Below are 26,057 nucleotides of genomic sequence, written 5' to 3'. Positions count from 1 at the left end.
TTTAGACCTCGGCCGCCTTGGGCGGGCAGGCCGGCTTGCAGACGACCTCGGTGCGGCCCAGCACGCGCTTCGATTGCAGGCTGCTGGGCGGGCGGTGCTTGCCGCACTTGAAGCAGGAGCGGGTGTGGCCGCTGCCCAGAAAGGGCGAGCCGCCCAGCTTGGACTCATAGCGCAAGCCGTCCTGGCTGACGCTGGTGAAGGTGTCTTTGCTCATTCTTGTGCCGGTCTACGGATCCGGCCGCCTGGCGCGAGGGGCGCCGGCAGCCTCGATGCCGCGCCGCCGCTTGCGGGCCGACGACGCGCGTTTCTCATCCCTCCAGCCCATATTAGGGGCGGCGGCGGCGGCGCGACATCTCGCTTGCCCGGGGTCTGCGCACAAAAACGTCAGGGATGAACCCTTAGCGGCGTGACCGGGCGGCGGCGCGCATTGCTGGGACAATCCGCGCCCTATGGCCAAACTGTTTTTCCGATACGCGGCGATGAATGCCGGCAAGTCCACCGCGCTGCTGCAGGTGGCGCACAACTACGAGGAGCGCGGCCACCAGGTGCGGCTGTTCACCGCGGCCGTCGACGATCGCTATGGGCATGGGCTGATCACCTCGCGGCTGGGCCCGCAGCGTGCGGCCGAGTCCTTCACGGCCGAGACCGATTTCCTGGCGCTGAATGCCGAGCGGCCGGGCGTGGCCTGCTTTCTGGTCGACGAGGCACAGTTCCTGACGAAGCGCCAGGTCTGGTCCCTGCACGAGCTGGCCCATATCCACAATGTGCCGGTGATCTGCTATGGGCTGCGCACCGATTTCCAGGGCGAGCTGTTCACCGGCTCGGCGACGCTCTTGGCGCTGGCCGACGAGATGGACGAGATGAAGACGATCTGCGACTGCGGCCGCAAGGCGACGATGAATATGCGGGTCGATGCCAACAACCGCAAGGTCACCGAGGGCGCGCAGGTCGAGATCGGCGGCAACGCCCGCTACCGTTCGGTCTGCGGGCGCTGCTTCCGTCAGGCTTGACGGGTCGAGGGAGCGGGCTTACTTGCCCAACTGCTCGTCGAGTTCCTTGCAGGAGGGCGCGCAGACCGGCTGGGACTTGCCCAGCAGCTTCTTGGACTTCAGCATCGCGCGCGGGCGATGCTTGCCGCACAGAAAACACGACATCGTTGCGGCACCAAACGAAGAGGTCGCCGCGAAGGGCGAGCCCGGTGCTTTAGATCGGTAGCGCAGACCATCGGCTTCGATGGTCGTCTTAGTACTGTCTTTGGCCACGCTGGTCCTGATAGTGAATTTATGAGAGCTCGCCGCGGCTTGCGGAACCCCGATTTTCCTCGATCGGAGCGCCGGCCAGAGAGCGGCTCCCCTATTGTCCCTCATTCGAGCCGGGCTCCGGCCTAGGCAAAGCCCCCGGATTCGAGGCCTCGGCTAGCGACCCTGGAAGCGAGGCGGGCGCTTGGCGGCCCAGGCGGCGACGCCCTCGGCCAGGTCGTCGGACGCGTTGGCGCGGTCCAGATCCGCCTGCAGCGCGGTGGCGTCGAGCGTGCCGCGGGCGATCGCGTTCAGATGCTTCTTCATGCCCAGGAGCGCCAGCGGTGCCATCGCCTGCAGCTGGGCCAGCAGCGCCTCGGTGGCCTCGTCCAGGGCCGGCTGGTCCGGCAGCAGCCGGTCGAGAAAGCCGCAATCGAGCATCTGCTGGCCGTCCAGGGTTTCGCCGGCCAGCAGCACGCGCTTGGCCCAGGCCAGGCCCAGGCGCGACACATAGCGTTCCATGCCGCCGCGGTAGAAATGCAGGCCCAGGCGCGCGGCCGGCACGAACATCTGGCAGCCGGGCAGGCCCAGGCGGAAATCGCAAGCCAGGGCCAGATCGGTGGCGCCGCCATAGACGCCGCCGTGGATGACCGCGACGGTGACCGGCCGGGCGGCCTCCCAGTCATTGGCCAACTGCTCGAACAGCGCGCCGGCGTCGACGCCAGGCACCGCGCCAATATTGAAGCCGCTGCAGAAATGCCTGCCCTCGGCGGCCAGCAGCAGCACGCGCACCGCCTCGCGCCGGTTCACCTCGTCGAGCTGCTCGCGCAAGGTCTGCAGATCGTCGATCTCGAGCCGGTTCGCCAGCCGCGGACGGCGCAGGGTGATGCGGGCGGTGCCGCGGTCGATCTGGAGTAGTGGGGGAAGGCCGGGCATGGGCGTGGACGCGAATGGACTGCCCGGCAGTCTATCCGGCCAAAAAAGCAATTTCGACCGACTGGTCGGACGAAATTGAGATTTGTCAATGCGGCCCTGTACTGACGGAAACCCTGAGTCTTTTGAGTAGAGTTGCCCGCACACCGGTCCGGAGCCTGTCTTCCATGGATTTCTCGATTGCCAGCATCCTGATGCTGGACGGCGTCACCAACGGGGCGATCTATGCCCTTCTCGGCCTGGCCACCGTCCTCGTGTTCACCGTCACCCGGGTGATCTTCATCCCGCAGGGCGAGTTCGTGGCCTTCGGCGCGCTGACCCTGGCCGGCCTGCAGCTGGGCCATACGCCGGGCACCATCGTCTTCCTGCTGCTGATGGCGGCGCTGGTCGCGCTGCTGGACCTGGTCGCCGGCCTGCGCGCCGGCCAGTCGGCCGGCCAGGTGCTGGGGCCGGTGCTGCGCGCCGCCGCGCTGCCGGTCGCGATCGGCCTGGTCGCGCTGTGGGCCGCGCCGCAGAAGCTGCCGCTGCTGGTGCAGGTGCTGCTGACCCTGGCCGTGGTCACCGCGATGGGCCCGCTGGTCTACCGCCTGGCCTACCAGTCGCTGGCCGATGCCTCGGTGCTGGTGCTGCTGATTGTGTCGGTCGGCGTGCACTTCGCGCTGACCGGCCTGGGCCTGGTGTTCTTCGGTGCCGAGGGCTCGCGCAATCCGAGCTTCTGGGATGCCAGCTTCAACCTCGGCCCGCTGCTGTTCTCGGGCCAGACGGTGATCATGCTCCTGGCCTCGGCCGCGCTGATCGTCATGCTGTGGCTGTTCTTCGAAAAGAGCCTCTACGGCAAGGCCTTGCGCGCGACCGCGGTGAACCGGTTGGGCGCGCGGCTGATGGGCATCTCCAGCACCGGCGCCGGCAAACTGTCCTTCATGATGGCGGCCTTCATCGGCGCGCTGTCGGGCGTGCTGATCAGCCCGACCACGACCATCGTCTACGACAGCGGCTTCCTGATCGGCCTGAAGGGCTTCGTCGCCGCCGTCTTTGCTGGCCTGGCCAGCTATCCGGGCGCCGCTTTGGGCGCGCTGCTGGTCGGCGTGCTGGAGTCCTTCAGTTCCTTCTGGGCCTCCTCCTTCAAGGAGGTCATCGTCTTCACCTCGATCCTGCCGGTGCTGCTGTGGCGCTCGCTGCGCGATCCGCATTCCGAAGAGCATTGATCGAGAGCGACACGATGGACATCCGCAAAGCAATCCCCGCCGCCGGCCTGGCCCTGCTCTTCGTGCTGCCGCTGCTGCCGGTGCCGGAGTTCTGGATCACCCAGCTGAACTACATCGGCATGTTCGCCCTGGTCTCGCTGGGCCTGGTGCTCTTGACCGGCGTCGGCGGCCTGACCTCCTTCGGCCAGGCGGCCTTTGTCGGCCTGGGCGCCTACACGACCGCGCTCCTGAGCACGCGCTACGGCCTCTCGCCCTGGCTGGGCCTGGCGGCCGGCCTGGCGATCACGGTCGTGGTCGCGCTGGTGCTGGCCCTGCTGACCCTGCGCATGTCGGGCCACTACCTGCCGCTAGCGACGATCGCCTGGGCGCTGTCGCTGAACTACACGGCGGCGAATATGGAGTTTCTCGGCAAGTACGACGGCGTGCTGGGCCTGCCGGCCCTGCAGCTGTTCGGGCTGAGCCTGGCCGACGGGCGGGCGCTTTACTACCTGATCTGGGTCATCGCCGTGCTGGCGGCGATCGGTGTGGCCAACCTGCTGGACTCGCGGCCGGGCCGCGCCATCCGCGCGCTGAACGGCGCGACGACCATGGCCGAGGCGATGGGCGTCTCGACCTTCCGCTACAAGGTCGTGATCTTCGTGCTGGCCGCCATGCTGGCCGCGGTCTCGGGCTGGCTGTTCGCGCATTTCCAGCGCACCGTCAATCCGAGCCCCTTCGGCCTGAAGATGGGCATCGAATACCTGTTCATGGCCGTGGTCGGCGGCGTCGGTACCGTCTGGGGCGCCTTCGTCGGCGCCGGCGTGTTCAAAATCATCGAGGACCAGCTGAAGGAGCTGCTGCCGGCCCTGCTGGGCGGCAGCGGCAACTACGAGATCATCGTGCTGGGCATCGTGCTGGTGCTGATCATCAAGTACGCGCCCAAGGGCCTGTGGCCTTATGTCGTCGCCGCCAGCGCGCGCTGGTTTCCGGCCCGGCCGCGCACGCGCGACTGGGCCGATGCGGCGCCGCTGGCCGCGCGTGACAAGCCGCAGCCGGGCGAGCTGCTGCTGGACGTGGACAAGGTGAGGAAGACCTTCGGCGGCCTGGTCGCCGTCAACGACGTGAGCTTCCAGATCCGCGCCGGCGAGATCGTCGGCCTGATCGGGCCCAACGGCGCCGGCAAGTCGACCACCTTCAATCTGGTCTCGGGCGTGCTGTCGCTGACCAGCGGCCGCGTGACGTTCCGCGGCCAGCCGGTCGGCGGGCTGGCCTCGCGCGAGATCGCACGGCGCGGCATGTCGCGCACCTTCCAGCACGTCAAGATGATCGCCGACATGACGGTGCTGGAGAACGTGGCGCTGGGCGGCTATCTGCGCTCCGGCAACGGCGCGGCGCGCGCGATGCTGCGCCTGGACCGCGAGGAGGAGCGCCGCCTGTTCAAGGAGGCCGAGGCGCAGCTGACGCGCATCGGCATGGCCGCGCAGATGCACGAGCTGGCCGGCAATCTGGCCCTGGGCCCGCAGCGCCTGATGGAGATCGCCCGGGCCCTCTGCACCGACCCGGCCATGCTGCTGCTCGACGAACCGGCCGCCGGCCTGCGCTTCAAGGAGAAGCAGGCGCTGGCCGAGGTGCTGCGCCAGCTTAAACACGAGGGCATGAGCATCCTCTTGGTCGAGCACGATATGGAGTTCGTCATGGGGCTGACCGACCGCATCGTCGTGATGGAGTTCGGCACCAAGCTGATCGAGGGCACGCCCGAGCTCGTCCAGGCCAGCCCGCAGGTGATGGCGGCCTATCTCGGCACGGAGCACTGATTCGATGAGCGATCTTCTGCATGTGAGCGATCTGCACGCCGGCTACGGCCGCGCCGAGGTGCTGAGCGGCCTGAACCTGCGCCTGCCGCAGGGCAGCGTCGTCACCGTCATCGGCCCCAACGGCGCGGGAAAAAGCACGACCTTGAACGCCCTGATGGGCGTGCTGCCCAGCCGCGGCAGCGTGCTGTTCGACGGCGAGGACATCTCGGCGCTGAGCCTGGAGCAGCGGGTGATGAAGGGCCTGGCCCTGGTGCCGGAGAAACGCGAGCTGTTCACGACCATGAGCGTCGAGGACAACCTGGTGCTGGGCGGCTTCCGGCCGATGCGCCTGGGCCAGCGCGACTGGCGCGAGGGCCTGGACAAGGTCTACGCGCTGTTCCCGCGCCTGAAGGAGCGGCGCGAGCAGCTGTCGGGCACGCTCTCCGGCGGCGAGCGACAGATGCTGGCCGTCGGCCGCGCCTTGATGGCCCAGCCCAAGGTGCTGATGCTGGACGAGCCCAGCCTGGGCCTGGCGCCGCTGATCGTGAAGGAGATCTTCCGCATCGTCGCGCGCCTGCGCGAGACCGGCGTGTCCATCCTCCTGATCGAGCAGAACGCGCGCGCGGCGCTGGAGGTGGCCGACTACGGCTATGTGCTGGAGACCGGCGAGATCGGGCTGGAAGGCCCGGCGTCCGAACTGGCGCGCGATCCCCGGGTGATCGAGACCTATCTGGGCGCCGGCAAGAAAGCCGGCTGAAAAGAAAAAAGCCCTCGATCGGGGCTGCCGATCGAGGGTCGAGGCCCCGTTGCCACGGGGGAGGGACTAGCTTGCGCTTCCTGCGTGCTTACTCGTCACGGCCGCCAAAGATGCCCAGCAGCGACAGCAGCGACTGGAACACGTTGTACAGGCTCAGGTAGACGCCCAGGGTGGCCGAGATGTAATTGGTCTCCAGGCCGTCCTGCACGCGCTTCAGGTCGTGCAGGATGAAGGCCGAGAAGATGCCGATCGCCAGCACCATCAGGGTGATCATCAGCGCGCTGGACTGCAGGAAGATGTTGGCGATGCCGGCCACCATCAGCAGGATCGCGCCGATGAACAGCCACTTGCCCATCGCGCTCAGGTCGCGCTTGATGACACTGGACAGCGAGGCCATGCCGAGGAAGATCGCGCCGGTGCCGGCAAAGGCCGTCATGATCAGCGCGGCGCCATTGGAGAGGCCCAGCACGGCGCCGATCAGGCGCGCCAGCATCAGGCCCATGAAGAAGGTGAAGGCCAGCAGCACCGGCACGCCGGCGGCCGAGTTCTTGGTCTTCTCGATCGCGAACATGAAGCCGAAGGCGCCGGCCAGGAAGACGATGGCGCCGATGCCCGGCGACATCGCGCGGCCGATGCCGGTGGCGACGCCGATCCAGGCGCCCAGCACCGTCGGCACCATCGACAGCGCGAGCAGCCAGTAGGTGTTGCGCAGCGTGCGGTTGCGTTCGGCGGCGCTGGGGGTCGCGTAGCCGCCGTATTGATAGCTCTGAACGTTGCTGTTCATGCGGACTCCTTGGTGGTTGCGGATTGCTGGATGAGCGCCTGGCGCTTGCCGCGGGCGCGGATATTGAGGGCCTCGACGCCCAGCGAGAAGGCCATCGCGACGTAGATATAGCCCTTGGGGATGTGCATATCGAAAGCCTCGCCGGTCAGCGCCATGCCCACCATCACCAGGAAGGCCAGGGCCAGCACCTTGACCGAGGGGTGGGCATCGACGAACTCGCCGATCGGCTTGGCGGCGAACAGCATCACGCCGACCGAGGCGATCACCGCGGCCACCATCACGCCGATCTGGTCGACCATGCCGACGGCGGTGATCACCGAGTCGAGCGAGAAGACGATGTCGATGATGGCGATCTGGCCGATCACGCCGATCAAGGCCTTGCGACCGGCGGCCTTCAGCGCGACCGGGTCGCTGGGCGGCGGGCCGTCCAGCTCCTTGGCCTCGACCTCGACGAAGATCTCGTGCGAGGCCTTGTAGAGCAGGAACAAGCCACCCAAGAGCAGCACCAGATCGCGCCCGCTGAAGCCCTGGTCGGCGACGCTGAACAGATCGCTGGTCAGGCCCATCACCCAACTCAGCGAGAACAGCAGGGCCAGGCGCGACAGCATCGCGAAGCCCAGGCCCAGGCGCCGCGCCATGTCGCGCTGCGCCGGCGGCAGGCGGCCGACCAGGATGGAGATGAAGATGATGTTGTCGACGCCCAGGACGATCTCGAGTGCAGTGAGCATCGCGAACGCGACCCAGACATTGGGATCTAGAAGGAATTCCATAGTTGTCGCATTCTTAGGTGGTTGAATACTTCGCGTAAAGTAGTTCTTTTAGAAGCATGACTTCGATGAAACGGAAGTAATGAACTTCAAGCATCTGTACTATTTCTGGGCGACGGCCAAGGCCGGCGGGGTGATGCGAGCCGGCGAGCAATTGCACACGACGCCGCAGACCCTGTCCACCCAGATCAAGCTGCTCGAGGACCGGCTGGGCTGCGCGCTGTTCAAGAAAAGCGGGCGGCGCCTGGAGCTGACCGAGGACGGCCGCGTCGCGCTGGCCTATGCCGAGCAGATCTTCGCGCTCAGCGCGGAGCTGGAGGCGGCGATCGGCCGTGGCCGCGAGGGCGCCGAGGTGCTGGACTTCCGCGTCGGCATCGCCGACCAGGTGCCCAAGTCCATCGCCTACCGCCTGCTCGAGCCGGCCCTGGACGGCCCGCAGGCGGTGCGCCTGATCTGCCACGAGGGCAAGCTGCAGGATCTGCTGGCGCAGCTCTCCGTGCACCGGCTCGACCTGGTCATCGCCGACGAGCCGATGGGCCGCAAGCTCAGCGTCAAGGCCTTCAGCCATGCGCTGGGCATGACGGCAATGAGCTTCTTCGCCGCGCCGGGCTTGAAGAAGCAGCTGAGCGGGGACTTCCCCCAATGCCTGGATGGTGCGCCGATGCTGGTGCAGGGCGCCGGCTCGGCGATGCGCCAGCGCCTGGACATCTGGCTGGCCGAGCAGGGCGTGCGGCCGCGGCTGATCGGCGAGTTCGACGACGCGGCGCTCCTGAAGGCCTTCGGCGCCGAGGGCCGCGGCGTCTTCATGTCGCCGGCCGTGCTGGAGGCCGAGACCTGCGAGCAGTATGGCGTCGAGGTGCTGGGCCGCACGGCCGAGCTGGTTGAGGAGTTCTTCGCGATCTCGGTCGAGCGCCGCATCACCCACCCCTGCGTCGTCGCGATCACCGAGGCGGCGCGCGGGCAGTTCCTCGCGCCGCGCTGAGCCTTTAGTGGCGGACGTTCGGCATGCCGGCCATCATCGCCGCCAGGCGCCGCCGCAGCTCGTCCTCGCTGGGCTCCTCCTTGTGCGTCGCGATCATCCATTTGTGGCCGAAGGGGTCGCTGAGGGCGCCGCTGCGGTCGCCCCAGAACTGGTCCATCACCGGCATCAGCTGCTGCGCGCCGGCGGCCAGGGCGGCGCCGAAGACGGCATCGGCATCCGGCACATAAAGCGTGCTGGTCGTCGCCGAGCCGCCGATGGTCAGCGGGCTCAGCGCGCCGTACTCGGGCCGCTCCTCGGTCAGCATGAAGCTGGCCGGACCGACCCGCAGCTCGGCATGCATGGGCTTGCCGTCCGGCGCATCGAGGCGCAGCAGCTGCTCGGCGCCGAAGACCTGCTGATAGAAGGCGATGGCCGCGGCCGCGTCCTTGATGACCAGATAGGGGATGGCGCCGCGGGCCGGGGGCACCGGTGCAACAGCGATCTGCGCGCGCAGCCGCTCCTCCTGCTCGCGCAGCTCGGGCGTGAACTCGGGCCCGAAGTCCTCGGCTTCGAAGATGCGGCGGATCTCGATCTCGGAGTCGCCCGGCATCGGGTTCGGGCAACGCCTGACCCAGGCGATCGCCTCCTCGAGCGATTTCACGTTCCAGATCCAGAAGCCGGCCACCAGCTCCTTGGTCTCGGCAAAAGGCCCGTCGACCACCTGGCGCTCGGCGCCCGAGAAGCGCACGCGCGCGCCCTTGCTGCTGGGGTGCAGGCCCTCGCCGGCCTGCATCACGCCGGCCTTGACCAGCTCCTCGTTATAGGCGCCCATCGCGGCCAGCAACTGCTCGCTGGGCATCACGCCCGCCTCGGAATCGGCCGTGGCCTTGACCAGAATCATGAATCGCATGGAAGTCTCCTGTATCGCTGACGAAGGTTTGGATTCGGGGCGGGCCATCCGGAACAGCAAAGCCCCTTGGTGAGACGACGAACGGGGTGGCGCGCTTTCGACAAGGGAAGACCCGAGGTCGATTCGTGAGGTATTTCACACCTCGACTCCCCCGGTCGCGGGGAGCGCGGCGGCGGCCGCGCCGCTAAGCTAAGCACCGTTTTCATCGCCTGCTGTACCGGCTTCGTTCACTTCATCTCTCTCTTATCAAGCAAAGGCTCTCTCCATGAAGCGCGCACTCCTTGCCCTGATCCTGGCCCCGCTGACCGCCGCCAGCTTTGCCGCCACCGCCGATGGCGAAATGGGCGCGCTGCGCGCCGAATGCGCGGCCCAGCACATGGCCAAGCTCGAATCCGCCAAGGGTGGCAACGAGTACCACTTCGTCTACTCGCAAGGCCAGTACAAGGGCGAGGCCCAGGCCGGCAAGACGCTGGACTGCACCGACGCGCAATACGCCGCCTTCCTGGGCAAGAGCGATCCGAACCGCCTGATGTCGGAAAACCCGACCGCCGCCGGCAAGAAGGCCACGGCCAAGAAGTAAGCAAGCCTCAGCGCTGCAGGCGCTGGCGCAAGGCCATCGCCGCGGCCGGCGCCCGCTCCTTGGCGCCACTGATGAAGAACATGAACACGTCGCGTGGTTGCCCGGCCGCCGGCGTGTTTTCTACTTTTGGGAGGCCCTCGGGCTCCCGGCCGGCGGCCCAGGCCCGGCCGCAATCGGCCAGCGCGTCCAGCACCTCGGCCGTGCAGCCCTCGGGCAGTTCGCTCCGCGTGCGCATCATGCGCGTGTAGACGAAGTTGCCGGTGATGTCGGCGATGGGCGGATAGTCGTCCGAGTCGGTGAACACCGTGCCCGCCCGGTAGCGCCGCGCCAGGGCCAGATACTCGGCGCAGCGGAAGCTCTCGTGCCGCACATCGAGCGCATGGCGCAGCGCGATGCCGTCCACGCTCGCCGGCAGCAGCTTCAGAAAGGCCTCGAAGTCCTCCGGCTCGAAACGCTTGCTGGGCGCGAACTGCCAGACGATAGGCCCCAGCTTGGCCGCCAGCTCGGCGATGCCGCTGCCGACGAAGCGCTGCACCGATTCGCCGGCCTCGGCCAGCACGCGGCGGTTGGTCGCGAAGCGCGAGGCCTTCAGCGAGAACATGAAATCGTCCGGCGTGTCCTCGCGCCATTTCGCGAAGGTGCTGGGCTTTTGCGAGCTGTAGTAGGTGCTGTTGATCTCGATCGCACTGAGCTGGCGGCTCGCGTACTCGAGCTCGCGCTGCTGCGGCCAGCCCTTGGGATAGAAGTTGTCGCGCCAGGGCTCGAAATTCCAGCCGCCGATGCCGACGCGGATGCTTGGATTCGTCTCGCTCATTGCCATTGCTCCTTCTTGCGTTTCTGTCGCCAGGCCAGCAGGCCGAACAATCCCTCGAAGGCCAGCGCCAGCGCCGCCGCCGGCAGCGCGCCGGCCAGCAGCAGCTGCTTGTCGTTCAACGCCAGGCCGGTGACGATGCGCTCGCCATAACCGCCGGCGCCGATGAAGGCGGCAATCGTCGCCGTGCCGACGGCGATGCTGGTGGCGGTGCGCACGCCGGCGGTGATCGTCGGCAGGGCCAGCGGCAGCTCGATCAGGCGCAGGCGCTGCGCGCTGCTCAGGCCCAGGGCCATGCCGGCCAGCTTCAGCCCGGCCGGCACCTCGGCCAGGCCGGTGCAGGTATTGCGCATGATGGGCAGCAGCGCGTAGAGCGTCAGCGCCAGCAGGGCCGGCAGCGCGCCGATGCGGTCGACCCAGCTGATCAGCGCGGCCAGCAGGGCCAGCGAGGGCACCGTCTGCAGCAGGCCGCTGGCGCCGAGCACGAAGGCGCGCGGGCCCGGATAGGGCGCGACCGCGACGGCCAGCGGCACGCCGACCAGCACCGCCAGCGCGACGGCGGCCAGCACCAGGCCCAGATGCTGGCCGCTCAGGCGCAGCAGGTCCGGGCCGAAGAGCTTGGCCCAGAGGCCGCGCTGCGTGTCGGATTCGGGGCGGCCGGCCAGGTGCGCGGCGGCGATCGCATCGAAACCCATGCCCTGCAGTTCGGCCTGCGCGTTCATCGCGATCATCGCCGTCTCGTCGATGCTGCCGGCCAGGCGCTGCAGCGCCGACCAGGCCTGCGGAAAGCGCTGGGGCACATCGAGCCGGTACAGCACGACCGCGTCATAACGCGGGAAATAGGCGCCATCGTCGGCCAGCACCGTCAGGCCCAGATGGGCGATCTTGGCGTCGGTGGTGTAGATGTCGATCACATCGACCTGCCTGGAGACTAGCGCGTCGTAGGCCAGGCCATGGTCCAGACCGCTGGGCTTGTGCGGCAGGCCGTAGCGCGCGGCCAGGCCAGCCCAGCCGTCGGCGCGGCCGATGAACTCGTTGCTCAGCGCCAGCCGCAGCCCGGGGTGACGGGCCAGGTCGGACAGCCTGACGATGCCCAGGCGCGCGGCCGTGTCGGCGCGCATGGCCAGCGCGTAGCCGTCGTTGAAGCCGAAGGCGATGTCCACGCCCAGGCCCAGCGGCCGCAGGCGCTCGCGCACCGCCGCCAGCGAGGCCGGCCCGCCGCCGCGGTTCTGCAGGATCTCCTGATCGATGGTGCCCAGGTACTCCGGGTAGAGATCGATGCTGCCGTTGCGCAGCGCCGCGTAGACGATGGCCGTATTGCCCAGGCCGGGCTTCAGCTCGACGGCCGGCGCATGCGGCCGCGCCGTCTGCGCCAGCAGCTCGGCCAGGATGTAGGACTCGGTGAAACGCTTGGAGCCGATGCGCAGGCTTGCTGCATCGTCCCGTGCCCAGGCCGGCATGAGGCACAGCAGGAGGGCGCCGATCAGAAAGGCACAGTAACGGTGCATATGGACAGCATCGGTGAAGCGCCGAGCGCGGTCAACCTAGGGGAGCCGCCTCGACAGTCGCCGCGCGTTCGGCCACCATCGCGGCGGTCCGGTTTCTTCCTCACCCGCAGGAGCTGCAGATGTCATCAGGACTCTCCAATCTGGGCATCGTCCATACGGCGATCAGTCTTGTCGCCGTTGCCGCCGGCCTGATCGCGCTGGCGCGCGACGGGCAGATCGTTTCCGGCAATCGCATCGGCCGCCTCTATCTGTGGGCGACGGTGTTGACCTGCCTGACCGGCTTCGGCATCTTCGCCCATGGCGGCTTCGGCAAGCCGCATGCCCTGGGCGTGCTGACCCTGATCGTGCTGGGCATCGCCTGGGGGGCCGGCCGCCTGGGCTGGTTCGGCCGCGCCGCGCCCTATGTGGAGGTGGTCGCCTACTCGACCAGCTTCATGTTCCATTGGATTCCCGCCATCACCGAGACGACGACGCGGCTGCCGCTCGGCGCGCCCTTGCTGGCCAGCCCGGAGGCGCCGCAGCTGCAGGCGGTGGCGGGCCTGCTTTTCATGTTGCTGATCGTCGGCGTGACGCTGCAGCTGCGGCGCCTGCGCCGCCGGCTCGGCGCCGGTGGCGCGGCGCTGGCCGCCTAGCGCAAGCCCCAGGCGAAGGGATCCTCGTCCTCGAAGACCAGCTGCGCGTCCAGCGTGATGTGGGCGCGGCCGGCGATGGTCGGCAAAACCTGGCCCTCGGGCCCTTCCGCGTAGGACGCCTCGAACACGCTGCCGATCACGCTTTCCTGGCGCCAGAGCGCGCCCGGCGCCAGCTTGCCCTCGGCCGCCAGGCAGGCCAGCTTGGCGCTGGTGCCGGTGCCGCAGGGGCTGCGGTCCCAGGCCTTGCCGGGGCAGAGCACGAAGTTGCGGCCGCTGTTGGCCGGGTCGTGGGCGGCCGAGACCAGCTCGATATGGTCGATCTCGGCGCCGGCCGCCCCGCTGATGCCTTGCGCGCGCAGCGCCTGGCGCAGCCCCCAGGCGAATTCGGTCAGCGCCTCGACGCGCGCCGCCTCCAGCAGGAGGCCATGGTCCTCGCAGAGGAAGAACCAGTTGCCGCCCCAGGCGATGTCGCCGTGGACGCTGCGGCCGCCGAACTCGACCGCGACCCGCCGCGCATGGCGGTAGGCCGGCACATTGGCGATGCTGACCCGGCCGTCGGCATGCAGGCTCGCGCTGATCGGGCCCACCGGCGTGTCGATGCGGTGCTGGCCGGGCGCGATGCGGCCCAGCCAGGCCAGGGTCGCGATCAGGCCGATGCTGCCGTGGCCGCACATGCCCAGATAGCCGACGTTGTTGAAGAAGATCACGCCGGCCGCGCTGCCCGGCTGCGCCGGCGCGCAAAGCAGGGCGCCGACGATCACGTCGGAGCCGCGCGGCTCCAGCGCGACCGCGCGGCGCCAGTGATCGTGCTCGGCGCGAAAGCGCTGCAGGCGCTCGGCCATGCTGCCGCCGCCCAGATCCGGGCCGCCGGCGACAATCACCCGCGTCGGCTCGCCGCCGGTGTGCGAATCGATGATGCGGGTCGGGCGGCTGGCGTTCATTCGATCACCTGTTGCGCGAAGCGGCGCAGATAGTCCATCAGCGCGTCGCTGGCGGCGGCGGCCTCGTCCTGCCGGCCGGCGGCAATCGCCTGCGCCAGCGCCTGGTGGCAGCGCGCGCCTTCGCCGATATCGCCCTGGTGCTGGTAGGCGTACCAGAAGCGCCGGCACTGGATCACCATGGGCACGACGGCGGCGACGGCGGCCGGGTTGCGGCAGGCGGCGTGGTTGATGCGGTCCAGCGCCTGGTCGGCGCGCATATAGGCGGCCAGGTCGCCGGCCGCGGCGGCGGTGCTCATCGTCTCCGCGGCGGCCAGCAGCGCCTCGCGCTGCGGCGGCGTCGCGCGGCGGGCCGAGGTGGCGGCGATCAGGCGCTCGAGCACGCGCCGCGCCTCCAGCAGGTCCAGGTGCTGGGCCAGTTGGATGTCGCTGACCAGGAGGCCGCGGCGCGGCAGCTGCACGATCAGGCCGTTGGCGACCAGGCGCATCAGCGCCTCGCGGGTCGGCGTGCGGCCCAGGCCGGTGCGTTCGATCAGCTCGGCCTCGACGATGGGGGCGCCGGGGCGCAGCGCCAGCGTGGCGATCAGCGACTCGACCGCCTCGTAGGCCAGGTCGGCGACGCGGCGCTCCGGTTTCTTGTAGTCCTGTTCGGTGTCCATGCCGCCATCATCGCCTGCTTCAGAGCAGGCGCTGCAGATCGGGCCGCGTCGCCAGCGCCCGCTCGACGAGGGCCTGCACGCGCGCGCGCTCGGCGCCGGCCAGCGGCAGGCGCGGGCGGCGCACGATCTCGTTGCCGACGCCGACCAGGGCCTCGGCCAGCTTGATGTTCTGCACCAGCTTGCTCGACACATCGAGATGCAGCAGCGGGGTGAACCATTGGTACAGCGCCAGCGCCTCTTCGTAGCGGCGCTGCCGCATCAGCCGGTACAGCGCCACCGTCTCGGCCGGGAAGGCGTCGCATAGGCCCGCCAGGAGGCCGTCGCAGCCCAGGGCCAGGCCCTCGAAGGCAAGGTCGTCCACGCCGATGAATAGCTGGTAGCGCGTGCCGAGCCGGTTGCGCAGATCGGTCAGGCGACGCACGTCGTCGCTGGACTCCTTGATCGCGACCAGCCAGCGGCAGTCGGCCAGCTCGGCGAAGTCATCGGGCTTCAGGTCGACGCGATACGACACCGGGTTGTTGTAGACCATCACCGGCAGCGCGGCCGCCTCGGCGATGGTGCGCACATTGGCCATCGCTTCGCGCGCATCGGCCGGGTAGAGCACCGCCGGCATCAGCATCAGGCCCTGCACGCCCAGCCGGGCCGCGCCCTCGACATAGCGCAGCGCCGCCCGCGTACTGGTCTCCGACACATTGGCCAGCACCGGCACCCGGCCGGCGGCGACGCGCAGGGCGGTCGCGGCGACCTCGAGCTTTTCGTCCAGCGTCAGGGTGCTGGCTTCGCCCAGCGAGCCCCCGGTCACCAGGCCGTCGACGCCAGCGGCGATCTGGAATTCGAAGTGGCGCTCCATCGCCGCGATGTCCAGCGCCTCGTCGGCGAGGAATTTGGTCGTGACGGCGGGGAAGACGCCGCGCCAGCGCGGCAGGGGGTCGGTGGGCATGCTGGCTCCGATATGCTGCAAATATATTTAACGATAAATCGCAGAAGGACGGGCGTCAAGCCCGGCTTGGAGGTGGCTGTTCCGAGGGTTAGACCGGATTGGTCCGCCGGACCATCAACCCCAGTTGCGGCCGGGACCGGGGCCAGGGGCGTCCGCGTCCACCGCATACAATCCGCCGTTCAACCGCCCGCCGGCATCCGCCAGGCGCGCGCGTCCCTTTCAGAGGAATTTGACGTGTTTATCTCCAATGCTTTCGCCCAGACCGCCGGTGCCGCCGGTGGCGAGTCCAGCCTCCTGAGCATGCTGCCGCTGGTGCTGATGTTCGTGGTGCTGTACTTCGTGATGATCCGGCCGCAGATGAAGCGCCAGAAGGAGCACAAGGCCATGATCGAGGCGATCGTCAAGGGCGACGAGGTCGTCACCTCGGGCGGCCTGCTGGGCAAGATCAGCAAGGTCGGCGAGAGCTATCTGACGCTGGAGGTCGCCGCCGGCGTCGAGCTGCAGGTGCAGCGCGGTGCCGTCGTCCAGGTGTTGCCCAAGGGCACCGTCAAGTAAGTACCGGCCCCCGGCCAGGCTGCCCGACGCGGCAGCGCCCGCACGGCGCCCGGTAGCAAGCCGAGCCGTGCCGGGCTTCAGAGGATGCATCCATGAACCGTTATCCGCTGTGGAAGTACGCGATCCTCGTCATCGCGCTGCTGATCGGCACCATCTACACCTTGCCGAACTTCTTCGGCGAGGCCCCGGCCGTGCAGGTCTCCAGCGCCAAGGTCACCGTCAAGGTCGATGCCGGCCTGGCCGCGCGGGTGGAAGAGGCGCTCAAGAAGGCGCAGATCCAGGCCGACTTCGTCCAGTTCGAGGGCAACTCGGTCAAGGCGCGCTTTGCCGACACCGACACGCAGATCAAGGCCAAGGATGCGATCAGCCAGGCGCTGAATCCGGATGCGGCCGAGCCGACCTATATCGTCGCGCTGAACCTGCTGTCGCGCTCGCCGCAATGGCTGGCCCGCCTGCATGCCTTCCCGATGTACCTGGGCCTGGACCTGCGCGGCGGCGTGCACTTCCTGATGCAGGTCGACATGAAGTCGGCGCTGACCAAGAAGGCCGAGTCGCTGACCGGCGACGTGCGCACCATGCTGCGCGACAAGAACATCCGCCACGCCGGCATCAGCCGCGACGGCAATAACGTCCTCATCGCCTTCCGCGAGCCGGAGATCCGCCAGCAGGCGCTGAATCTGCTGAGCGATCAGCTGCCCGATGTGCAGTGGACGCCGACCGCCGATGGCGGCCTGTCCGGCGGCCTCAAGCCCAAGGCCATGGTGGCGGTGCAGGAAGCGGCGCTGAAGCAGAACATCACCACCTTGCACAACCGCGTCAACGAGCTGGGCGTCGCCGAGCCGGTGATCCAGCAGCAGGGCCTGGACCGCGTCGTTGTCCAGTTGCCGGGCGTGCAGGACACGGCCAAGGCCAAGGACATCATCGGCCGCACGGCGACGCTGGAGCTGCGCATGGTCGACGACAGCGCCGAGGCGCAGGCGGCCCTGAACGGCAGCGGCCCCGTGCCCTTCGGTACCGAGCGCTTCGTTGATCGCGGCTTCGGCGCCATCATCGTCAAGCGCAATGTCGTGCTGACCGGCGACAACCTGAACGATGCGCAGCCGGGCTTCGACGAGAACCACAATCCCGCCGTGCACCTGAAGGTCGATGCCAAGGGCGCGCGCATCATGAAGGACATCTCGCGCGAGAACATCGGCAAGCGCATGGCCATCATCCTGTTCGAGAAGGGCAAGGGCGAGGTCGTGACGGCGCCGTCCATCCGCGGCGAGCTGGGCAACAGCTTCCAGATTTCCGGTGCGATGAGCACGCAGGAGGCCGCCGACACCGCGCTGCTGCTGCGCGCCGGCTCGCTGGCCGCGCCGATGGAGATCATCGAGGAGCGCACCATCGGCCCGAGCCTCGGCGCCGAGAACATCGCCAAGGGCATCCACAGCGTGATCGGCGGCTTCGTCGCCGTGGCCGCTTTCATGTGCCTGTACTACATGCTGTTCGGCGCCTTCTCGGCGCTGGCCCTGGGCTTCAACCTGCTCCTGCTGGTGGCCGTGCTGTCGATGCTGCAGGCGACGCTGTCGCTGCCGGGCATCGCCGCCATCGCCCTGGTCTTGGGCATGGCGATCGACGCCAACGTGCTGATCAACGAGCGCATCCGCGAAGAGCTGCGTGCCGGCGTCTCGCCGCAGGCGGCGATCAACCTCGGCTACGAGCGCGCCTTCGCGACCATCCTGGACTCGAACGTGACGACGCTGATCGCCGGCGTGGCGCTGCTGGCCTTCGGTTCCGGCCCGGTCAAGGGCTTTGCCGTCGTCCACTGCCTGGGCATCCTGACCTCGATGTTCTCGTCGGTCGTGTTCTCGCGCGCGCTGGCCAACCTCTGGTACGGCCGCCAGAAGAAACTCAAGTCCCTGTCGATTGGTCAGGTCTGGAAACCCGAACCCGAGACCAGCGAGGCCGACAAGCCCGCGGTCAAGGCCTGACGGAGCCGCAAGCAATGGAACTGTTCCGCATCCGACGGGATATCCCGTTCATGAAGTACGCGTTGATCCTCAACGTGGTGTCCTTCCTGACCTTCGCCGCCGCCGTCTTCTTCCTCGCCACGCGCGGCCTGCATTTCTCGATCGAGTTCACCGGCGGCACGGTGATCGAGGTCGAGTACCCGCGCGCCGCCGAGATCGAGAAGACCCGCCAGGTGATCGAGAAGATGGGCTATGGCGAGGTCCAGGTGCAGAACTTCGGCAGCTCGCGCGACGTGATGATCCGCCTGCCGGTGCGCCCGGGCGAGAAGCAGACCGAGGTGGTCGACAAGGTCTTCGCCGAGCTGTGCAAGGCCGAGTCCGGCACGATCAGCCAGCAGCAGCAGGTCACCGACAAGGGTGAGTCGATCAGCAAGCAGGTCTGCACGAGTTCGGCGGCCGGGGCCGCGCAAGCCGAGCCGATCAAGCTCTCGCGCTCCGAGGTCGTCGGACCGGCCGTCGGCGAGGAGCTGGCCTGGGACGCCGCCAAGGCCCTGGGCTTCACCGTGCTGGGCATCGTCATCTACCTGGCGATCCGCTTCGAGTGGAAGTTCGGCGTCGCCGGCATCATCGCCAACCTGCACGACGTGGTCATCATCCTGGGCTTCTTCGCCTACTTCCAGTGGGAGTTCTCGCTGGCGGTGCTGGCGGCGGTGCTGGCCGTGCTCGGCTATTCGGTCAACGAGTCGGTGGTGATCTTCGACCGCGTGCGCGAGGCCTTCCGCAGGTTCCGCAAGCTGAACACGCACGAGGTGATCGATCATGCGATCACCTCGACCATCAGCCGCACCATCATCACCCACGGCTGCACCCAGCTGGTGGTGCTGTCGATGCTGATCTTCGGCGGCCCGACCCTGCATTACTTTGCGGTCGCGCTGACCATCGGCATCTGCTTCGGCATCTACTCCTCGGTCTTCGTCGCCGCGGCGATCGCGATGTGGCTGGGCGTCAAGCGCGAGGATCTGGTGAAGCTGCCGCTGAACAAGGAAGATCCGGACGATCCGAACGCCGGCGCCGTGGTGTAGAGTCATTTCGCCCACCCACAGCCCCAGACCCGCATCGCCTCCATGACCGCAGCCGCCCGCAACAAGGCCCTGGCCTCACAGGCGCGGCGCGTCTACATCGAGGCGCTGGTGCGCGGCATGACGGCGCTGGGCGGCACGCTGAATCACCAGACCGCCCAGCTGCTGCTGCTGCCGGCCGAATATCCGGTGATGGTGGCGCGCCGCGACGGCGTGCAATCATGGAACCGCCATGGCGCGGCCTGGATCGCCGGCTTCATCAGCGGCCTGCGCCATGCGGCCGTCTACGGCCTGCCCGAGCAGGCGGCGCCGGTCGCCGCCAATGGGAGCAGCTCCGGCAAGATGGCCCTGGTCGACGACGACACGATCGAGCGCGAGATCACCGGCTCGCGGCTGAGTCTGGCGATGATGGATCGCGCGACCTGGGAGTTCACCGATCTGCGCACCCGCATGCAGATGCTGGAGGCGCATGAGGACCTGGACCCGCAGGACCTGATGCGCGCCCATTGCATCGCCCGGCTGGCGCTGGACGCCTGGACGCGCGCCGGCCTGGATGACTCGGTCTGGCAGATGCTGCAGAACGAGCTGCACGAGGAGTTCGCCCAGCTGCTGGGCGAGGCCTATCACGAGACCAACCGCTGGCTGATCGCGCAGGGCGTGCTGCCCGAGGTCGATCTGCGCCCCTTCATCCGCCGCTCGCCGCAGGCGGCCGGCGCGGCCAGCCTCGCGCCGGGCTTCGTGGCGACCCAGTCGCCGGCGCAGAACGCGAGCGGCCCGGTGCCGGTTGCCAGCGCGCCGCTGCCGGCGCCGCCGGCCGAACCCGCCGCGCGCAGCGCCGCCAGCAGCCAGGCCGAGGAGGTGCTGCAGCAGCTGCAGCGCGTCGTCGGTCGCCAGGTACCGGGTTTTGCCGCGACGCAGCCGCAGTCGCTGGCGCGCGGACCGGCGCCGGCCCATGCGCCCGCCGGCGCCGCCGGTTCGCGGCCCGCCCCGGCAGCCGGCCCGGTCGCCACGCCGCGCCTGACCGCCGCGATCAAGCATGCGCAGGACGCGCTGCAGCGCCGCGCCGACGCCGAGGTCACGCAGGCCGAGGCGCCGCAGCAGCTCGAGGAGCTGAAGAGCCGCACGCAGGCGCTCAAGCAGGTGCTCAAGCGCGCCGCCGACACGCCGGCCGAGCGCGCGACGATCGAGATCGTGGCGATGATGTTCCAGAGCATCCTGACCGAGGAGCACATCCCGGCCGCGGTGCGGGTCTGGTTCGCGCGCCTGCAGATGCCGGTGCTGCGGGTGGCGGTCAGCGAGCCGGACTTCTTCGCCGCCACCGACCATCCGGCGCGCCAGCTGATCGACCGCATGGGCGCCTGCGTGATGGGCTTCAGCACCAGCTCGGCCAGCGCACCCGGCGCCGTCGCCGAGGCGGTCGAGCGCGAGATCAAGCGCGTGGTCCAGGTCGTCGAGGCCTATCCCGACACCGGTCGGCGCGTGTTCGCGACGGTGCTGACCGAATTCGAGAAATTCCTCGACCATTACTTCGAGAAAGAGAACCAGGCCTCGATGAAGGGCGTATCGTTGGCCCAGCAGGTCGAGCAGCGCGAGACGCTGGCGATCCAGTACACGATCGAGCTGCGCAAGATGCTCAACGAGGTGCCGGTGCAGGATGGCGTGCGCGAGTTCCTGTTCCAGGTCTGGGCCGATGTGCTGGCCGTCACCGCGGTGCGCACCGGCGCGCAGTCGGACACCACCAAGGCGATGAAGCGCGCCGCCGCGGACCTGATCTGGTCGGCCAGTGCCAAGGTCTCGCGCGAGGAGCGCGCCGAGGTGATACGCCGGCTGCCGCCGCTCTTGAAGACCCTGCGCGACGGCATGGGCCATGCGGGCCTGCAGGTCGAGCGCCAGAACGAGCATGTGCGCGACCTGAACAACGCGCTGGCCGCCGCCTTCACCGCCAAGACGGCGCCGATCCCGCGCGAGCGCCTGGACGAGCTGATGGCGCAGCTGGAAACCCTGGAGGCGCTGCTGCCCGAGGGCGAGGGCGAGCTGCAGATTAACGAATCGATCGTGCGCGATCTGTCCGGCCACGAATCCGACGGGCTGGAGGTCGTTGCCGAGGGTGGCTCGGCGCCGACGCCGGCGATGCTGGCCTGGGCGCGCGAGCTGCAGATCGGCAGCTGGTACATGCTGGACTACCGCGGCCGCAACGAGGTCGTGCAACTGGCCTGGCGCGGCATGCGCCGCCAGCTGATGCTCTTCGTCACCCCGCAGGGCCGCGGCGTGTTGTTCCAGCTGGGCCGTGTCGCCGCCTTCCTGCAGGCCGGCCTGCTGCTGCCGGCGCAGGAGGAGGCGCTGACGGTCAAGGCCACGCGCAATGCGCTGGCCAAGCTGGACGTTGATCCGCAACGCCTGCTGAACTGAGACGAAAAAAAGGCCGCTGCGGCGGCCCTTGCTTCAGTGGATCAGCCGGTCTTCGGGCGCGACAAAGAGCTCGTCGAGGATCAGCGCATCGGGCTCCTCGCCCAGGCTCCAGAACACCATCAGCACGATGATCTTCAGGTCCTCGAGGTCCATCGGTGCGCCGGGAATGGCCATCGCGCGGTCGATCACCATCTCGCGCATCGGTGGCGGCAGCACGCCGGCCGAGGCCAGAAAGCTGATGAAACCGACCGAGGGCTCGCCCAGATGATCGAGCTCGGCCGGCGTGTAGACGCGCAGCGCCAGCGGGCCCTGCTGGCCCTGGTGCGAGGCGGCGGCGGCGGCCAGGCCGTCCAGCCAGGACAGGGCCTCCTGGATTTCGTCGCTCTCGAAGCCAACGGCCGACAATTTGCGCGTCAGCTGGGCGTGATCCGGGCAGGCGTCCGGTCGCCAGTAGGTTTCGTAGAGATAGACGAGCACGTCGAACATGGGCCGATGATAACCGAGCCGCTTCGAGGCCCGAGGCCCGAAAAGCCCTGCGGGGCGCGCTGCCAGGGCCGGTTCGGCGCCTGTTTCAGGCCTGGGCGCGGCGCTGGAACAGCTGGCCGGCCAGGCGCGCGACCTGGCCGGCCAGCTCCAGCTCCAGCAGCAGCGCGCTGAGCGTGGCCGCATCCCAGCCGCCGCGCGCCTGCAAGGCGTCCAGCGAGACCGGCTCGAAGCCCATCATCTGCAGCAGCCGCCGCTGCTCCTCGTTCTCGGCGGCCGGCTCGCCGGCGTCGGTCGGGGGGATGGCCGGGCTCGCGGCCGGCAGTTCGCCCAGCACGTCGTCGACGTTCTCGACCAGCTTGGCGCCCTGGCGGATCAGCGCATGGCAGCCACGGCTTTGCGGCGAGTGGATGGAGCCGGGGATGGCGAACACCTCGCGGCCGGCCTCGCTGGCCAGCCGGGCGGTGATCAGCGAGCCCGATTGCAGCGCCGCCTCGACGACCAGGCAGCCCTGGGTCAGGCCGGCAATGATGCGGTTGCGGCGCGGGAAGTTGGCGGCCAGCGCCGGCATGCCCGGCGGATATTCGCTGACGATCAGCCCCTGCGCGGCGATCGCCGCGGCCAGCGGCTGGTGGCGGCGGGGGTAGACCTGGTCCAGGCCGGTGCCGACGACGGCGATCGTCGCCCCGCCGGCGGCCAGCGCGCCCTCGTGGGCAGCGCCATCGATGCCCAGCGCCAGGCCCGAGACGATGGTCAGGCCGGCGCCCGCTAGCGCCTCGGCGAAGGCGCGCGCATTGTCCCGGCCCTGGGCGCTGGGGCTGCGGCTGCCGACGATGGCCAGCGCCGGCCGCCGCCGCAAGGTCTCGCGCCGGCCCTGCAGATAGAGCAGCAGCGGCGGATCGGCCGTCTGCAGCAGCGGCTCCGGATAGTCGGCGTCGCCCAGCAGCAGGATGTCGTGCGCGGCGTCCGCCTGCAGCCAGGCCCAGGTCTGCGCCAGCAGCGCCGGCAGCGCGGCCGGCGGCTGCGCCAGGGCGTCCTGCTGCTTCGCCGTCAGCAGCTGGCGCCGCACGGCGCCGGGCAGCTCGAACACCCGCTGCGGTGAGCCGGCGGCGGCCAGCAGGCGGCGCGCGCTTTCGAGCCCGATGCCCGGCGTTTCCAGCAGCCGCAGCCAGCTGCCTAGCTCATCGCGCTCGATCATCGCGCGACGCCGGGCGCGGGCCTCAGGGCTGGGTGAAGCGGTCGCCGGGGCGCACCGCGTCGCTGGCCGTGATGATCAGCGCGTAGGACACGCGCTGGTAGACCTGGAACACGAACAGGATGCCCTGGCGCTCGTCGGGCAGGCGCATCTGCTCCGGCTTTTCGCCGGTGCGGTCCAGCGTGTAGCGGCCGGCCTTCCACAGCGCCAGCACATGGCCGCGTTCCATGCCGTCGCGCTCGCCGCGGTTCAGCGCGACGATCTGGTTCTGGCCGGCGTGCAGCGCCTCGCCATAGATGGAGATGATCTGGCCGGCGACCGGCTGGGCCGGCGCATGCGGCACATAGCGGTCGAAGCTGCGCTGCGGCACCGGCGAGAGCCGGTCGCCGACGCCGATCTCCTTGCGCACCTGCTTGATCTGCACGGTGGCCGGCACCACCTCGAGCTTGCCGTCGGGCAGGCTGCGGCTCTGGTCGGGCTGGACCAACTCGGCCGTGCCCAGGTAAGGCGCCTCGAAGCCGAGCACCTCGCCGGTGGCCGGGTCGACCAGCGGCTTGGTGTTGCGAAAGATGCGGTAGTCGGTCGCCTGGCTCAGATCGCCGCGCGCGTAGGCCTTGTCGCCGCGCGCCAGCAGCACATGGTTTTCGGGTGTGGCGACGATGCGCGGCGCCGTCGCCAGCTCGTCGGTGTCGAAGACGACCGCATCGGCCAGGAAGGGCACGATCAGGGTCAACGGGATGGCCGCGATCGCGCTGTTGTCGACCGCCGAGCTGCGCACCTGCGGCGACAGCTTGACCGTGCCCTCGGTGCCACCGGCGCCGCGGTTCTGCGCCAGCTGCAGGCTGGCGCGGCCGTCCTGCTTGACCAGCAGCAGCAGCTGGCCCGGGTAGATCAGGTGCGGATTGGCGATCTGCTCGCGGTTCATGCCCCAGAGCTCGGGCCAGCGCCAGGGGCTCTTCAGGAACAGCTTGGAGATGTCCCACAAGGTGTCGCCGGGCTTGACCGTGTGCGAGTCGGGCGCGTCGGGCGCCAGCTCGCTCAGCGGCACGCCGGCCTGGGCGACCTTCTCGGCGGTTGCGCGCTGCTCGGGGGTGACGGGATAGGTGGTGGCCTGGGCTCCGGCCAGCGCCAGGCTCAGCAAACTCAGGGCCAGGGCGCCGCGCAGGATCGTTTTCTTCTGGGAATCACAAAAGGGCATCGAGCGCTCTCTCCCGCATGGTCAGCGGCCGGTTGGACTGATAATTCTGGGTCTCGCCATGGGGTCCTGATCGCCGCGGCGTTTCGGCAAACCCGGGCGTCGGTGCACCGGGTTTTTACCGGGTCGATAAAATACCCCTAACTTTTTGGAGATTCTGCCCCCATTTGGGCAGGGATCGCAATGAATGGCGCAGGGGCCCAGCTGCTCTTGCAAGCACTTACAAACAGGCGTTGTGCTGTATCCACAACGCAAATCCGATGGCGATACTGAATATCCTGAAATACCCGGACCCGAAACTGCATCTGGTCGCGAAACCGGTGGCCGAGGTCGACGGGCGCATCCGCCAGCTGGTCGACGATATGCTGGAGACCATGTATGCGGCCGACGGCGTCGGCTTGGCCGCCACCCAGGTCGACGTGCATGAACGCGTCGTCGTCATCGACACCTCGAGCGATCGCAACGAGCCGCGCGTGCTGATCAACCCGGAGTTGGTCGCCACCAGCGAGGACTGGGTCGACGGCGAGGAGGGCTGCCTCTCCGTGCCGACGATCTACGACAAGGTCAAGCGGCACTCGAAGGTCACCGTGCGCGCGCTGGGCCGCGACGGCCAGCCGCATGAGTTCGAGGCCGAGGGCCTGCTGGCGGTCTGCGTCCAGCACGAGATGGATCATCTGATGGGCAAGGTCTTCGTCGAATACCTGAGCCCCTTGAAGCGCGATCGCATCAAGACCAAGCTGATCAAGAAGGCCCGCGACGAGCAGCGCGGCTGAGGTGCCGGCCATGCGCGTCGTCTTTGCCGGCACTCCCGAGTTCGCGGCCACGGCGCTGGCCCGGCTGCTGAATGCGGGCTTCAGCGTGCCGCTGGTGCTGACCCAGCCGGATCGCCCGGCCGGCCGCGGCATGAAGCAGCAGGCATCAAAGGTCAAGCAGCTGGCCCAGGTCCAGGGCATCGCGGTGGCGCAGCCCAGGAGCCTCAGGCTCGACGGCAAATACCCGGATGAGGCGGCCACCGCCCGCCAGGCGCTGCTCGATGCCAGGCCCGATGTGATGATCGTCGCCGCCTACGGCCTGATCCTGCCGCAATGGGTGCTCGATCTGCCGCGCCTGGGCTGCCTGAACATCCACGCCTCGCTGCTGCCGCGCTGGCGCGGTGCCGCTCCGATCCACCGCGCGATCGAGGCCGGCGATGCCGAGACCGGCATCACCATCATGCAGATGGACGCGGGCCTGGACACCGGCGACATGCTGCTGGTCGAGCGCCTGGCCATCCAGCCGGAGGACACGACGGCAGCGCTGCACGACCGGCTGGCCGCGCTGGGCGGCCGCCTGATCGTCGAGGCGCTCGAGATCGCCGCCTGCGGTGCGCTGACGGCCACGCCGCAGCCGGCCGAGGGCGTCACTTACGCCCACAAGATCGAGAAGGCCGAGGCGCAGATCGCCTGGTCGCAGCCGGCCGCGCAGATCGAGCGCCGGCTGCGCGCCTTCGACCCCTTCCCGGGCGGCCTGGCGACGCTGGGTGAGGAGGCGATCAAGGTCTGGCGCGGCGAGGTCTGCCCCGGCGCGGGCGAGCCCGGCACGGTGCTGAGCGTCGACGAGCGGGGCCCGGTCGTCGCCTGCGGCGAACAGGCGCTGCGCCTGAGCGAGCTGCAGCGCGCCGGCGGCAAGCGCCTGCCGGCTCAGGCCTTTCTTCAGGCCCGGCCGATTGCCGCCGGCGAGCGATTCGCTTGAAATCGGCCCCGGCGACACCATCTGCCGCCTTGATCCGCCAATGACGACGGAAGACGAACGAGG

General features: G+C 69.0%; 26 protein-coding genes and 2 pseudogenes. 13 read left to right on the top strand and 15 right to left on the bottom strand.

Going from position 1 to position 26,057, the window contains the following annotated elements; translation table 11 throughout:
- Nucleotide 1: 1 nt before the first annotated feature.
- Nucleotides 2-214, bottom strand: coding sequence for a hypothetical protein (locus QWJ38_RS14115; protein ID WP_290359717.1), 213 nt, complete (start codon nucleotides 212-214; stop codon nucleotides 2-4).
- A 235-nt stretch (nucleotides 215-449) separates the two neighbouring features.
- Between QWJ38_RS14115 and QWJ38_RS14110 the strand changes: the two genes are divergently transcribed.
- Nucleotides 450-1,010, top strand: a complete 561-nt coding sequence (locus QWJ38_RS14110; protein ID WP_290359716.1) for a thymidine kinase — start codon at nucleotides 450-452, stop codon at nucleotides 1,008-1,010.
- 18 nt (nucleotides 1,011-1,028) lie between these two features.
- Here QWJ38_RS14110 and QWJ38_RS14105 read toward each other — a convergent pair whose 3' ends face one another.
- Together QWJ38_RS14105 and QWJ38_RS14100 are read right to left on the bottom strand one after the other, a co-directional pair.
- Complete coding sequence (locus QWJ38_RS14105) at nucleotides 1,029-1,262, bottom strand: hypothetical protein (RefSeq protein WP_290359715.1); 234 nt, start codon at nucleotides 1,260-1,262, stop codon at nucleotides 1,029-1,031.
- Nucleotides 1,263-1,415: 153 nt separating this feature from the next.
- Complete coding sequence (locus tag QWJ38_RS14100) at nucleotides 1,416-2,174, bottom strand: enoyl-CoA hydratase/isomerase family protein (RefSeq protein WP_290359714.1); 759 nt, start codon at nucleotides 2,172-2,174, stop codon at nucleotides 1,416-1,418.
- 164 nt (nucleotides 2,175-2,338) lie between these two features.
- Between QWJ38_RS14100 and QWJ38_RS14095 the strand changes: the two genes are divergently transcribed.
- Genes QWJ38_RS14095 through QWJ38_RS14085 form a run of 3 tightly spaced genes read left to right on the top strand, consistent with a single transcriptional unit; the run spans nucleotide 2,339 to nucleotide 5,905 of the window.
- Nucleotides 2,339-3,376 (top strand): branched-chain amino acid ABC transporter permease, encoded by a 1,038-nt coding sequence (locus QWJ38_RS14095; RefSeq protein ID WP_290359713.1) that lies wholly within the window; start codon nucleotides 2,339-2,341, stop codon nucleotides 3,374-3,376.
- Nucleotides 3,377-3,390: 14 nt separating this feature from the next.
- Complete coding sequence (locus QWJ38_RS14090; RefSeq protein WP_290359712.1) at nucleotides 3,391-5,169, top strand: branched-chain amino acid ABC transporter ATP-binding protein/permease; 1,779 nt, start codon at nucleotides 3,391-3,393, stop codon at nucleotides 5,167-5,169.
- Between the two features lie 4 nt (nucleotides 5,170-5,173).
- Nucleotides 5,174-5,905 (top strand): ABC transporter ATP-binding protein, encoded by a 732-nt coding sequence (locus QWJ38_RS14085; RefSeq protein ID WP_290359711.1) that lies wholly within the window; start codon nucleotides 5,174-5,176, stop codon nucleotides 5,903-5,905.
- Nucleotides 5,906-5,993: 88 nt separating this feature from the next.
- On the opposite strand, the gene QWJ38_RS14080 is transcribed toward QWJ38_RS14085, so the two are convergent.
- Nucleotides 5,994-6,689, bottom strand: a complete 696-nt coding sequence (locus QWJ38_RS14080) for a Bax inhibitor-1/YccA family protein (RefSeq protein WP_290359710.1) — start codon at nucleotides 6,687-6,689, stop codon at nucleotides 5,994-5,996.
- A complete protein-coding gene (locus QWJ38_RS14075; protein WP_290359709.1) occupies nucleotides 6,686-7,459 on the bottom strand; it encodes a TerC family protein in 774 nt (257 codons plus the stop codon). The genes QWJ38_RS14080 and QWJ38_RS14075 overlap by 4 nt, the downstream gene beginning before the upstream one ends.
- A 79-nt stretch (nucleotides 7,460-7,538) precedes the next feature.
- Between QWJ38_RS14075 and nhaR the strand changes: the two genes are divergently transcribed.
- On the top strand, nucleotides 7,539-8,438 hold the full coding sequence (gene nhaR, locus QWJ38_RS14070; RefSeq protein WP_290359708.1) for a transcriptional activator NhaR: 900 nt from the start codon (nucleotides 7,539-7,541) through the stop codon (nucleotides 8,436-8,438).
- Nucleotides 8,439-8,442: 4 nt separating this feature from the next.
- Here the strand turns inward: nhaR and QWJ38_RS14065 are convergent.
- Together QWJ38_RS14065 and QWJ38_RS14060 are read right to left on the bottom strand one after the other, a co-directional pair.
- A pseudogene (locus QWJ38_RS14065) lies at nucleotides 8,443-8,862 on the bottom strand (VOC family protein); the annotation flags it as partial.
- 54 nt (nucleotides 8,863-8,916) lie between these two features.
- Nucleotides 8,917-9,327 (bottom strand): annotated as a pseudogene (locus tag QWJ38_RS14060) (YciI family protein); the annotation flags it as partial.
- A gap of 265 nt (nucleotides 9,328-9,592) precedes the next feature.
- On the opposite strand from QWJ38_RS14060, the gene QWJ38_RS14055 reads away from it, so the two are divergent.
- Entirely contained in the window at nucleotides 9,593-9,907 is a 315-nt protein-coding gene (locus QWJ38_RS14055; RefSeq protein WP_290359707.1) for a hypothetical protein, read from the top strand.
- A 7-nt stretch (nucleotides 9,908-9,914) separates the two neighbouring features.
- Here the strand turns inward: QWJ38_RS14055 and QWJ38_RS14050 are convergent, their stop codons facing one another.
- Both QWJ38_RS14050 and QWJ38_RS14045 read right to left on the bottom strand, forming a co-directional pair.
- On the bottom strand, nucleotides 9,915-10,721 hold the full coding sequence (locus tag QWJ38_RS14050; protein WP_290359706.1) for a DUF72 domain-containing protein: 807 nt from the start codon (nucleotides 10,719-10,721) through the stop codon (nucleotides 9,915-9,917).
- On the bottom strand, nucleotides 10,718-12,226 hold the full coding sequence (locus QWJ38_RS14045) for a glycine betaine ABC transporter substrate-binding protein (RefSeq protein WP_434063979.1): 1,509 nt from the start codon (nucleotides 12,224-12,226) through the stop codon (nucleotides 10,718-10,720). The genes QWJ38_RS14050 and QWJ38_RS14045 overlap by 4 nt, the downstream gene beginning before the upstream one ends.
- 119 nt (nucleotides 12,227-12,345) lie before the next feature.
- Here QWJ38_RS14045 and QWJ38_RS14040 point away from each other — a divergent pair, with 119 nt between their 5' ends.
- Entirely contained in the window at nucleotides 12,346-12,858 is a 513-nt protein-coding gene (locus QWJ38_RS14040) for a DUF2306 domain-containing protein (RefSeq protein ID WP_290359705.1), read from the top strand.
- On the opposite strand, the gene QWJ38_RS14035 is transcribed toward QWJ38_RS14040, so the two are convergent.
- The 3 genes from QWJ38_RS14035 to QWJ38_RS14025 are packed head-to-tail and all read right to left on the bottom strand — an operon-like array spanning nucleotide 12,855 to nucleotide 15,395.
- The gene (locus tag QWJ38_RS14035) at nucleotides 12,855-13,799 is read right to left on the bottom strand and encodes a 4-hydroxyproline epimerase (protein ID WP_290359704.1); all 945 of its coding nucleotides are present in this window, start codon (nucleotides 13,797-13,799) and stop codon (nucleotides 12,855-12,857) included. The genes QWJ38_RS14040 and QWJ38_RS14035 overlap by 4 nt on opposite strands.
- Nucleotides 13,796-14,455 (bottom strand): GntR family transcriptional regulator, encoded by a 660-nt coding sequence (locus QWJ38_RS14030; RefSeq protein WP_290359703.1) that lies wholly within the window; start codon nucleotides 14,453-14,455, stop codon nucleotides 13,796-13,798. The genes QWJ38_RS14035 and QWJ38_RS14030 overlap by 4 nt, the downstream gene beginning before the upstream one ends.
- A 19-nt stretch (nucleotides 14,456-14,474) precedes the next feature.
- Nucleotides 14,475-15,395, bottom strand: coding sequence for a dihydrodipicolinate synthase family protein (locus QWJ38_RS14025; RefSeq protein ID WP_290359702.1), 921 nt, complete (start codon nucleotides 15,393-15,395; stop codon nucleotides 14,475-14,477).
- A gap of 234 nt (nucleotides 15,396-15,629) precedes the next feature.
- Between QWJ38_RS14025 and yajC the strand changes: the two genes are divergently transcribed.
- From yajC to QWJ38_RS14005, 4 genes are all read left to right on the top strand, one after another.
- Nucleotides 15,630-15,950: a preprotein translocase subunit YajC gene (gene yajC / locus QWJ38_RS14020; RefSeq protein ID WP_290359701.1), complete on the top strand. Its 321-nt coding sequence runs from the start codon at nucleotides 15,630-15,632 to the stop codon at nucleotides 15,948-15,950.
- A gap of 92 nt (nucleotides 15,951-16,042) precedes the next feature.
- Nucleotides 16,043-17,923 carry a protein translocase subunit SecD gene (secD, locus tag QWJ38_RS14015; protein ID WP_290359700.1) on the top strand — a complete coding sequence of 627 codons (1,881 nt, stop codon included), beginning with the start codon at nucleotides 16,043-16,045 and terminating at the stop codon, nucleotides 17,921-17,923.
- A 14-nt stretch (nucleotides 17,924-17,937) separates the two neighbouring features.
- Complete coding sequence (secF, locus tag QWJ38_RS14010) at nucleotides 17,938-18,984, top strand: protein translocase subunit SecF (RefSeq protein ID WP_290359699.1); 1,047 nt, start codon at nucleotides 17,938-17,940, stop codon at nucleotides 18,982-18,984.
- A gap of 42 nt (nucleotides 18,985-19,026) precedes the next feature.
- Complete coding sequence (locus tag QWJ38_RS14005; RefSeq protein WP_290359698.1) at nucleotides 19,027-21,390, top strand: DUF1631 family protein; 2,364 nt, start codon at nucleotides 19,027-19,029, stop codon at nucleotides 21,388-21,390.
- Nucleotides 21,391-21,423: 33 nt separating this feature from the next.
- Here the strand turns inward: QWJ38_RS14005 and QWJ38_RS14000 are convergent, their stop codons facing one another.
- The 3 genes from QWJ38_RS14000 to QWJ38_RS13990 form a co-directional block, all read right to left on the bottom strand.
- Nucleotides 21,424-21,876 (bottom strand): Smg family protein, encoded by a 453-nt coding sequence (locus tag QWJ38_RS14000; protein ID WP_290359697.1) that lies wholly within the window; start codon nucleotides 21,874-21,876, stop codon nucleotides 21,424-21,426.
- A gap of 85 nt (nucleotides 21,877-21,961) precedes the next feature.
- A complete protein-coding gene (gene dprA, locus QWJ38_RS13995; protein WP_290359810.1) occupies nucleotides 21,962-23,068 on the bottom strand; it encodes a DNA-processing protein DprA in 1,107 nt (368 codons plus the stop codon).
- A gap of 25 nt (nucleotides 23,069-23,093) precedes the next feature.
- Entirely contained in the window at nucleotides 23,094-24,266 is a 1,173-nt protein-coding gene (locus QWJ38_RS13990) for a LysM peptidoglycan-binding domain-containing protein (protein WP_290359696.1), read from the bottom strand.
- 257 nt (nucleotides 24,267-24,523) lie between these two features.
- On the opposite strand from QWJ38_RS13990, the gene def reads away from it, so the two are divergent.
- Together def and fmt are read left to right on the top strand one after the other, a co-directional pair.
- Nucleotides 24,524-25,036, top strand: coding sequence for a peptide deformylase (def, locus tag QWJ38_RS13985; protein ID WP_290359695.1), 513 nt, complete (start codon nucleotides 24,524-24,526; stop codon nucleotides 25,034-25,036).
- Between the two features lie 10 nt (nucleotides 25,037-25,046).
- Entirely contained in the window at nucleotides 25,047-25,994 is a 948-nt protein-coding gene (gene fmt / locus QWJ38_RS13980) for a methionyl-tRNA formyltransferase (RefSeq protein ID WP_290359694.1), read from the top strand.
- Nucleotides 25,995-26,057: the final 63 nt, after the last annotated feature.

Source organism: Roseateles violae (genome assembly GCF_030410485.1).
In the GTDB taxonomy this organism is placed as follows: domain Bacteria; phylum Pseudomonadota; class Gammaproteobacteria; order Burkholderiales; family Burkholderiaceae_C; genus Roseateles_D; species Roseateles_D violae.
The sequence above is the reverse complement of the archived record's forward strand: the minus strand, read 5'-3'. Positions and strand labels throughout refer to the sequence as shown.

Coding starts and splice junctions, on each gene's coding strand:
- QWJ38_RS14115 (WP_290359717.1), bottom strand. CDS start 214: ATGAGCAAAGACACCTTCACCAGCGTCAGCCAGGACGGCTTGCGCTAT.
- QWJ38_RS14035 (WP_290359704.1), bottom strand. CDS start 13,799: ATGAACGCCAGCCGCCCGACCCGCATCATCGATTCGCACACCGGCGGC.
- secD (WP_290359700.1), top strand. CDS start 16,043: ATGAACCGTTATCCGCTGTGGAAGTACGCGATCCTCGTCATCGCGCTG.
- QWJ38_RS14050 (WP_290359706.1), bottom strand. CDS start 10,721: ATGAGCGAGACGAATCCAAGCATCCGCGTCGGCATCGGCGGCTGGAAT.
- QWJ38_RS14000 (WP_290359697.1), bottom strand. CDS start 21,876: ATGTTCGACGTGCTCGTCTATCTCTACGAAACCTACTGGCGACCGGAC.
- QWJ38_RS14090 (WP_290359712.1), top strand. CDS start 3,391: ATGGACATCCGCAAAGCAATCCCCGCCGCCGGCCTGGCCCTGCTCTTC.
- QWJ38_RS14055 (WP_290359707.1), top strand. CDS start 9,593: ATGAAGCGCGCACTCCTTGCCCTGATCCTGGCCCCGCTGACCGCCGCC.
- QWJ38_RS14110 (WP_290359716.1), top strand. CDS start 450: ATGGCCAAACTGTTTTTCCGATACGCGGCGATGAATGCCGGCAAGTCC.
- QWJ38_RS14005 (WP_290359698.1), top strand. CDS start 19,027: ATGACCGCAGCCGCCCGCAACAAGGCCCTGGCCTCACAGGCGCGGCGC.
- QWJ38_RS14085 (WP_290359711.1), top strand. CDS start 5,174: ATGAGCGATCTTCTGCATGTGAGCGATCTGCACGCCGGCTACGGCCGC.
- QWJ38_RS14045 (WP_434063979.1), bottom strand. CDS start 12,226: ATGCACCGTTACTGTGCCTTTCTGATCGGCGCCCTCCTGCTGTGCCTC.
- QWJ38_RS14025 (WP_290359702.1), bottom strand. CDS start 15,395: ATGCCCACCGACCCCCTGCCGCGCTGGCGCGGCGTCTTCCCCGCCGTC.
- def (WP_290359695.1), top strand. CDS start 24,524: ATGGCGATACTGAATATCCTGAAATACCCGGACCCGAAACTGCATCTG.
- QWJ38_RS14030 (WP_290359703.1), bottom strand. CDS start 14,455: ATGGACACCGAACAGGACTACAAGAAACCGGAGCGCCGCGTCGCCGAC.
- nhaR (WP_290359708.1), top strand. CDS start 7,539: ATGAACTTCAAGCATCTGTACTATTTCTGGGCGACGGCCAAGGCCGGC.
- QWJ38_RS14075 (WP_290359709.1), bottom strand. CDS start 7,459: ATGGAATTCCTTCTAGATCCCAATGTCTGGGTCGCGTTCGCGATGCTC.
- QWJ38_RS14100 (WP_290359714.1), bottom strand. CDS start 2,174: ATGCCCGGCCTTCCCCCACTACTCCAGATCGACCGCGGCACCGCCCGC.
- QWJ38_RS14080 (WP_290359710.1), bottom strand. CDS start 6,689: ATGAACAGCAACGTTCAGAGCTATCAATACGGCGGCTACGCGACCCCC.
- fmt (WP_290359694.1), top strand. CDS start 25,047: ATGCGCGTCGTCTTTGCCGGCACTCCCGAGTTCGCGGCCACGGCGCTG.
- secF (WP_290359699.1), top strand. CDS start 17,938: ATGGAACTGTTCCGCATCCGACGGGATATCCCGTTCATGAAGTACGCG.
- QWJ38_RS14095 (WP_290359713.1), top strand. CDS start 2,339: ATGGATTTCTCGATTGCCAGCATCCTGATGCTGGACGGCGTCACCAAC.
- QWJ38_RS14040 (WP_290359705.1), top strand. CDS start 12,346: ATGTCATCAGGACTCTCCAATCTGGGCATCGTCCATACGGCGATCAGT.
- QWJ38_RS13990 (WP_290359696.1), bottom strand. CDS start 24,266: ATGCCCTTTTGTGATTCCCAGAAGAAAACGATCCTGCGCGGCGCCCTG.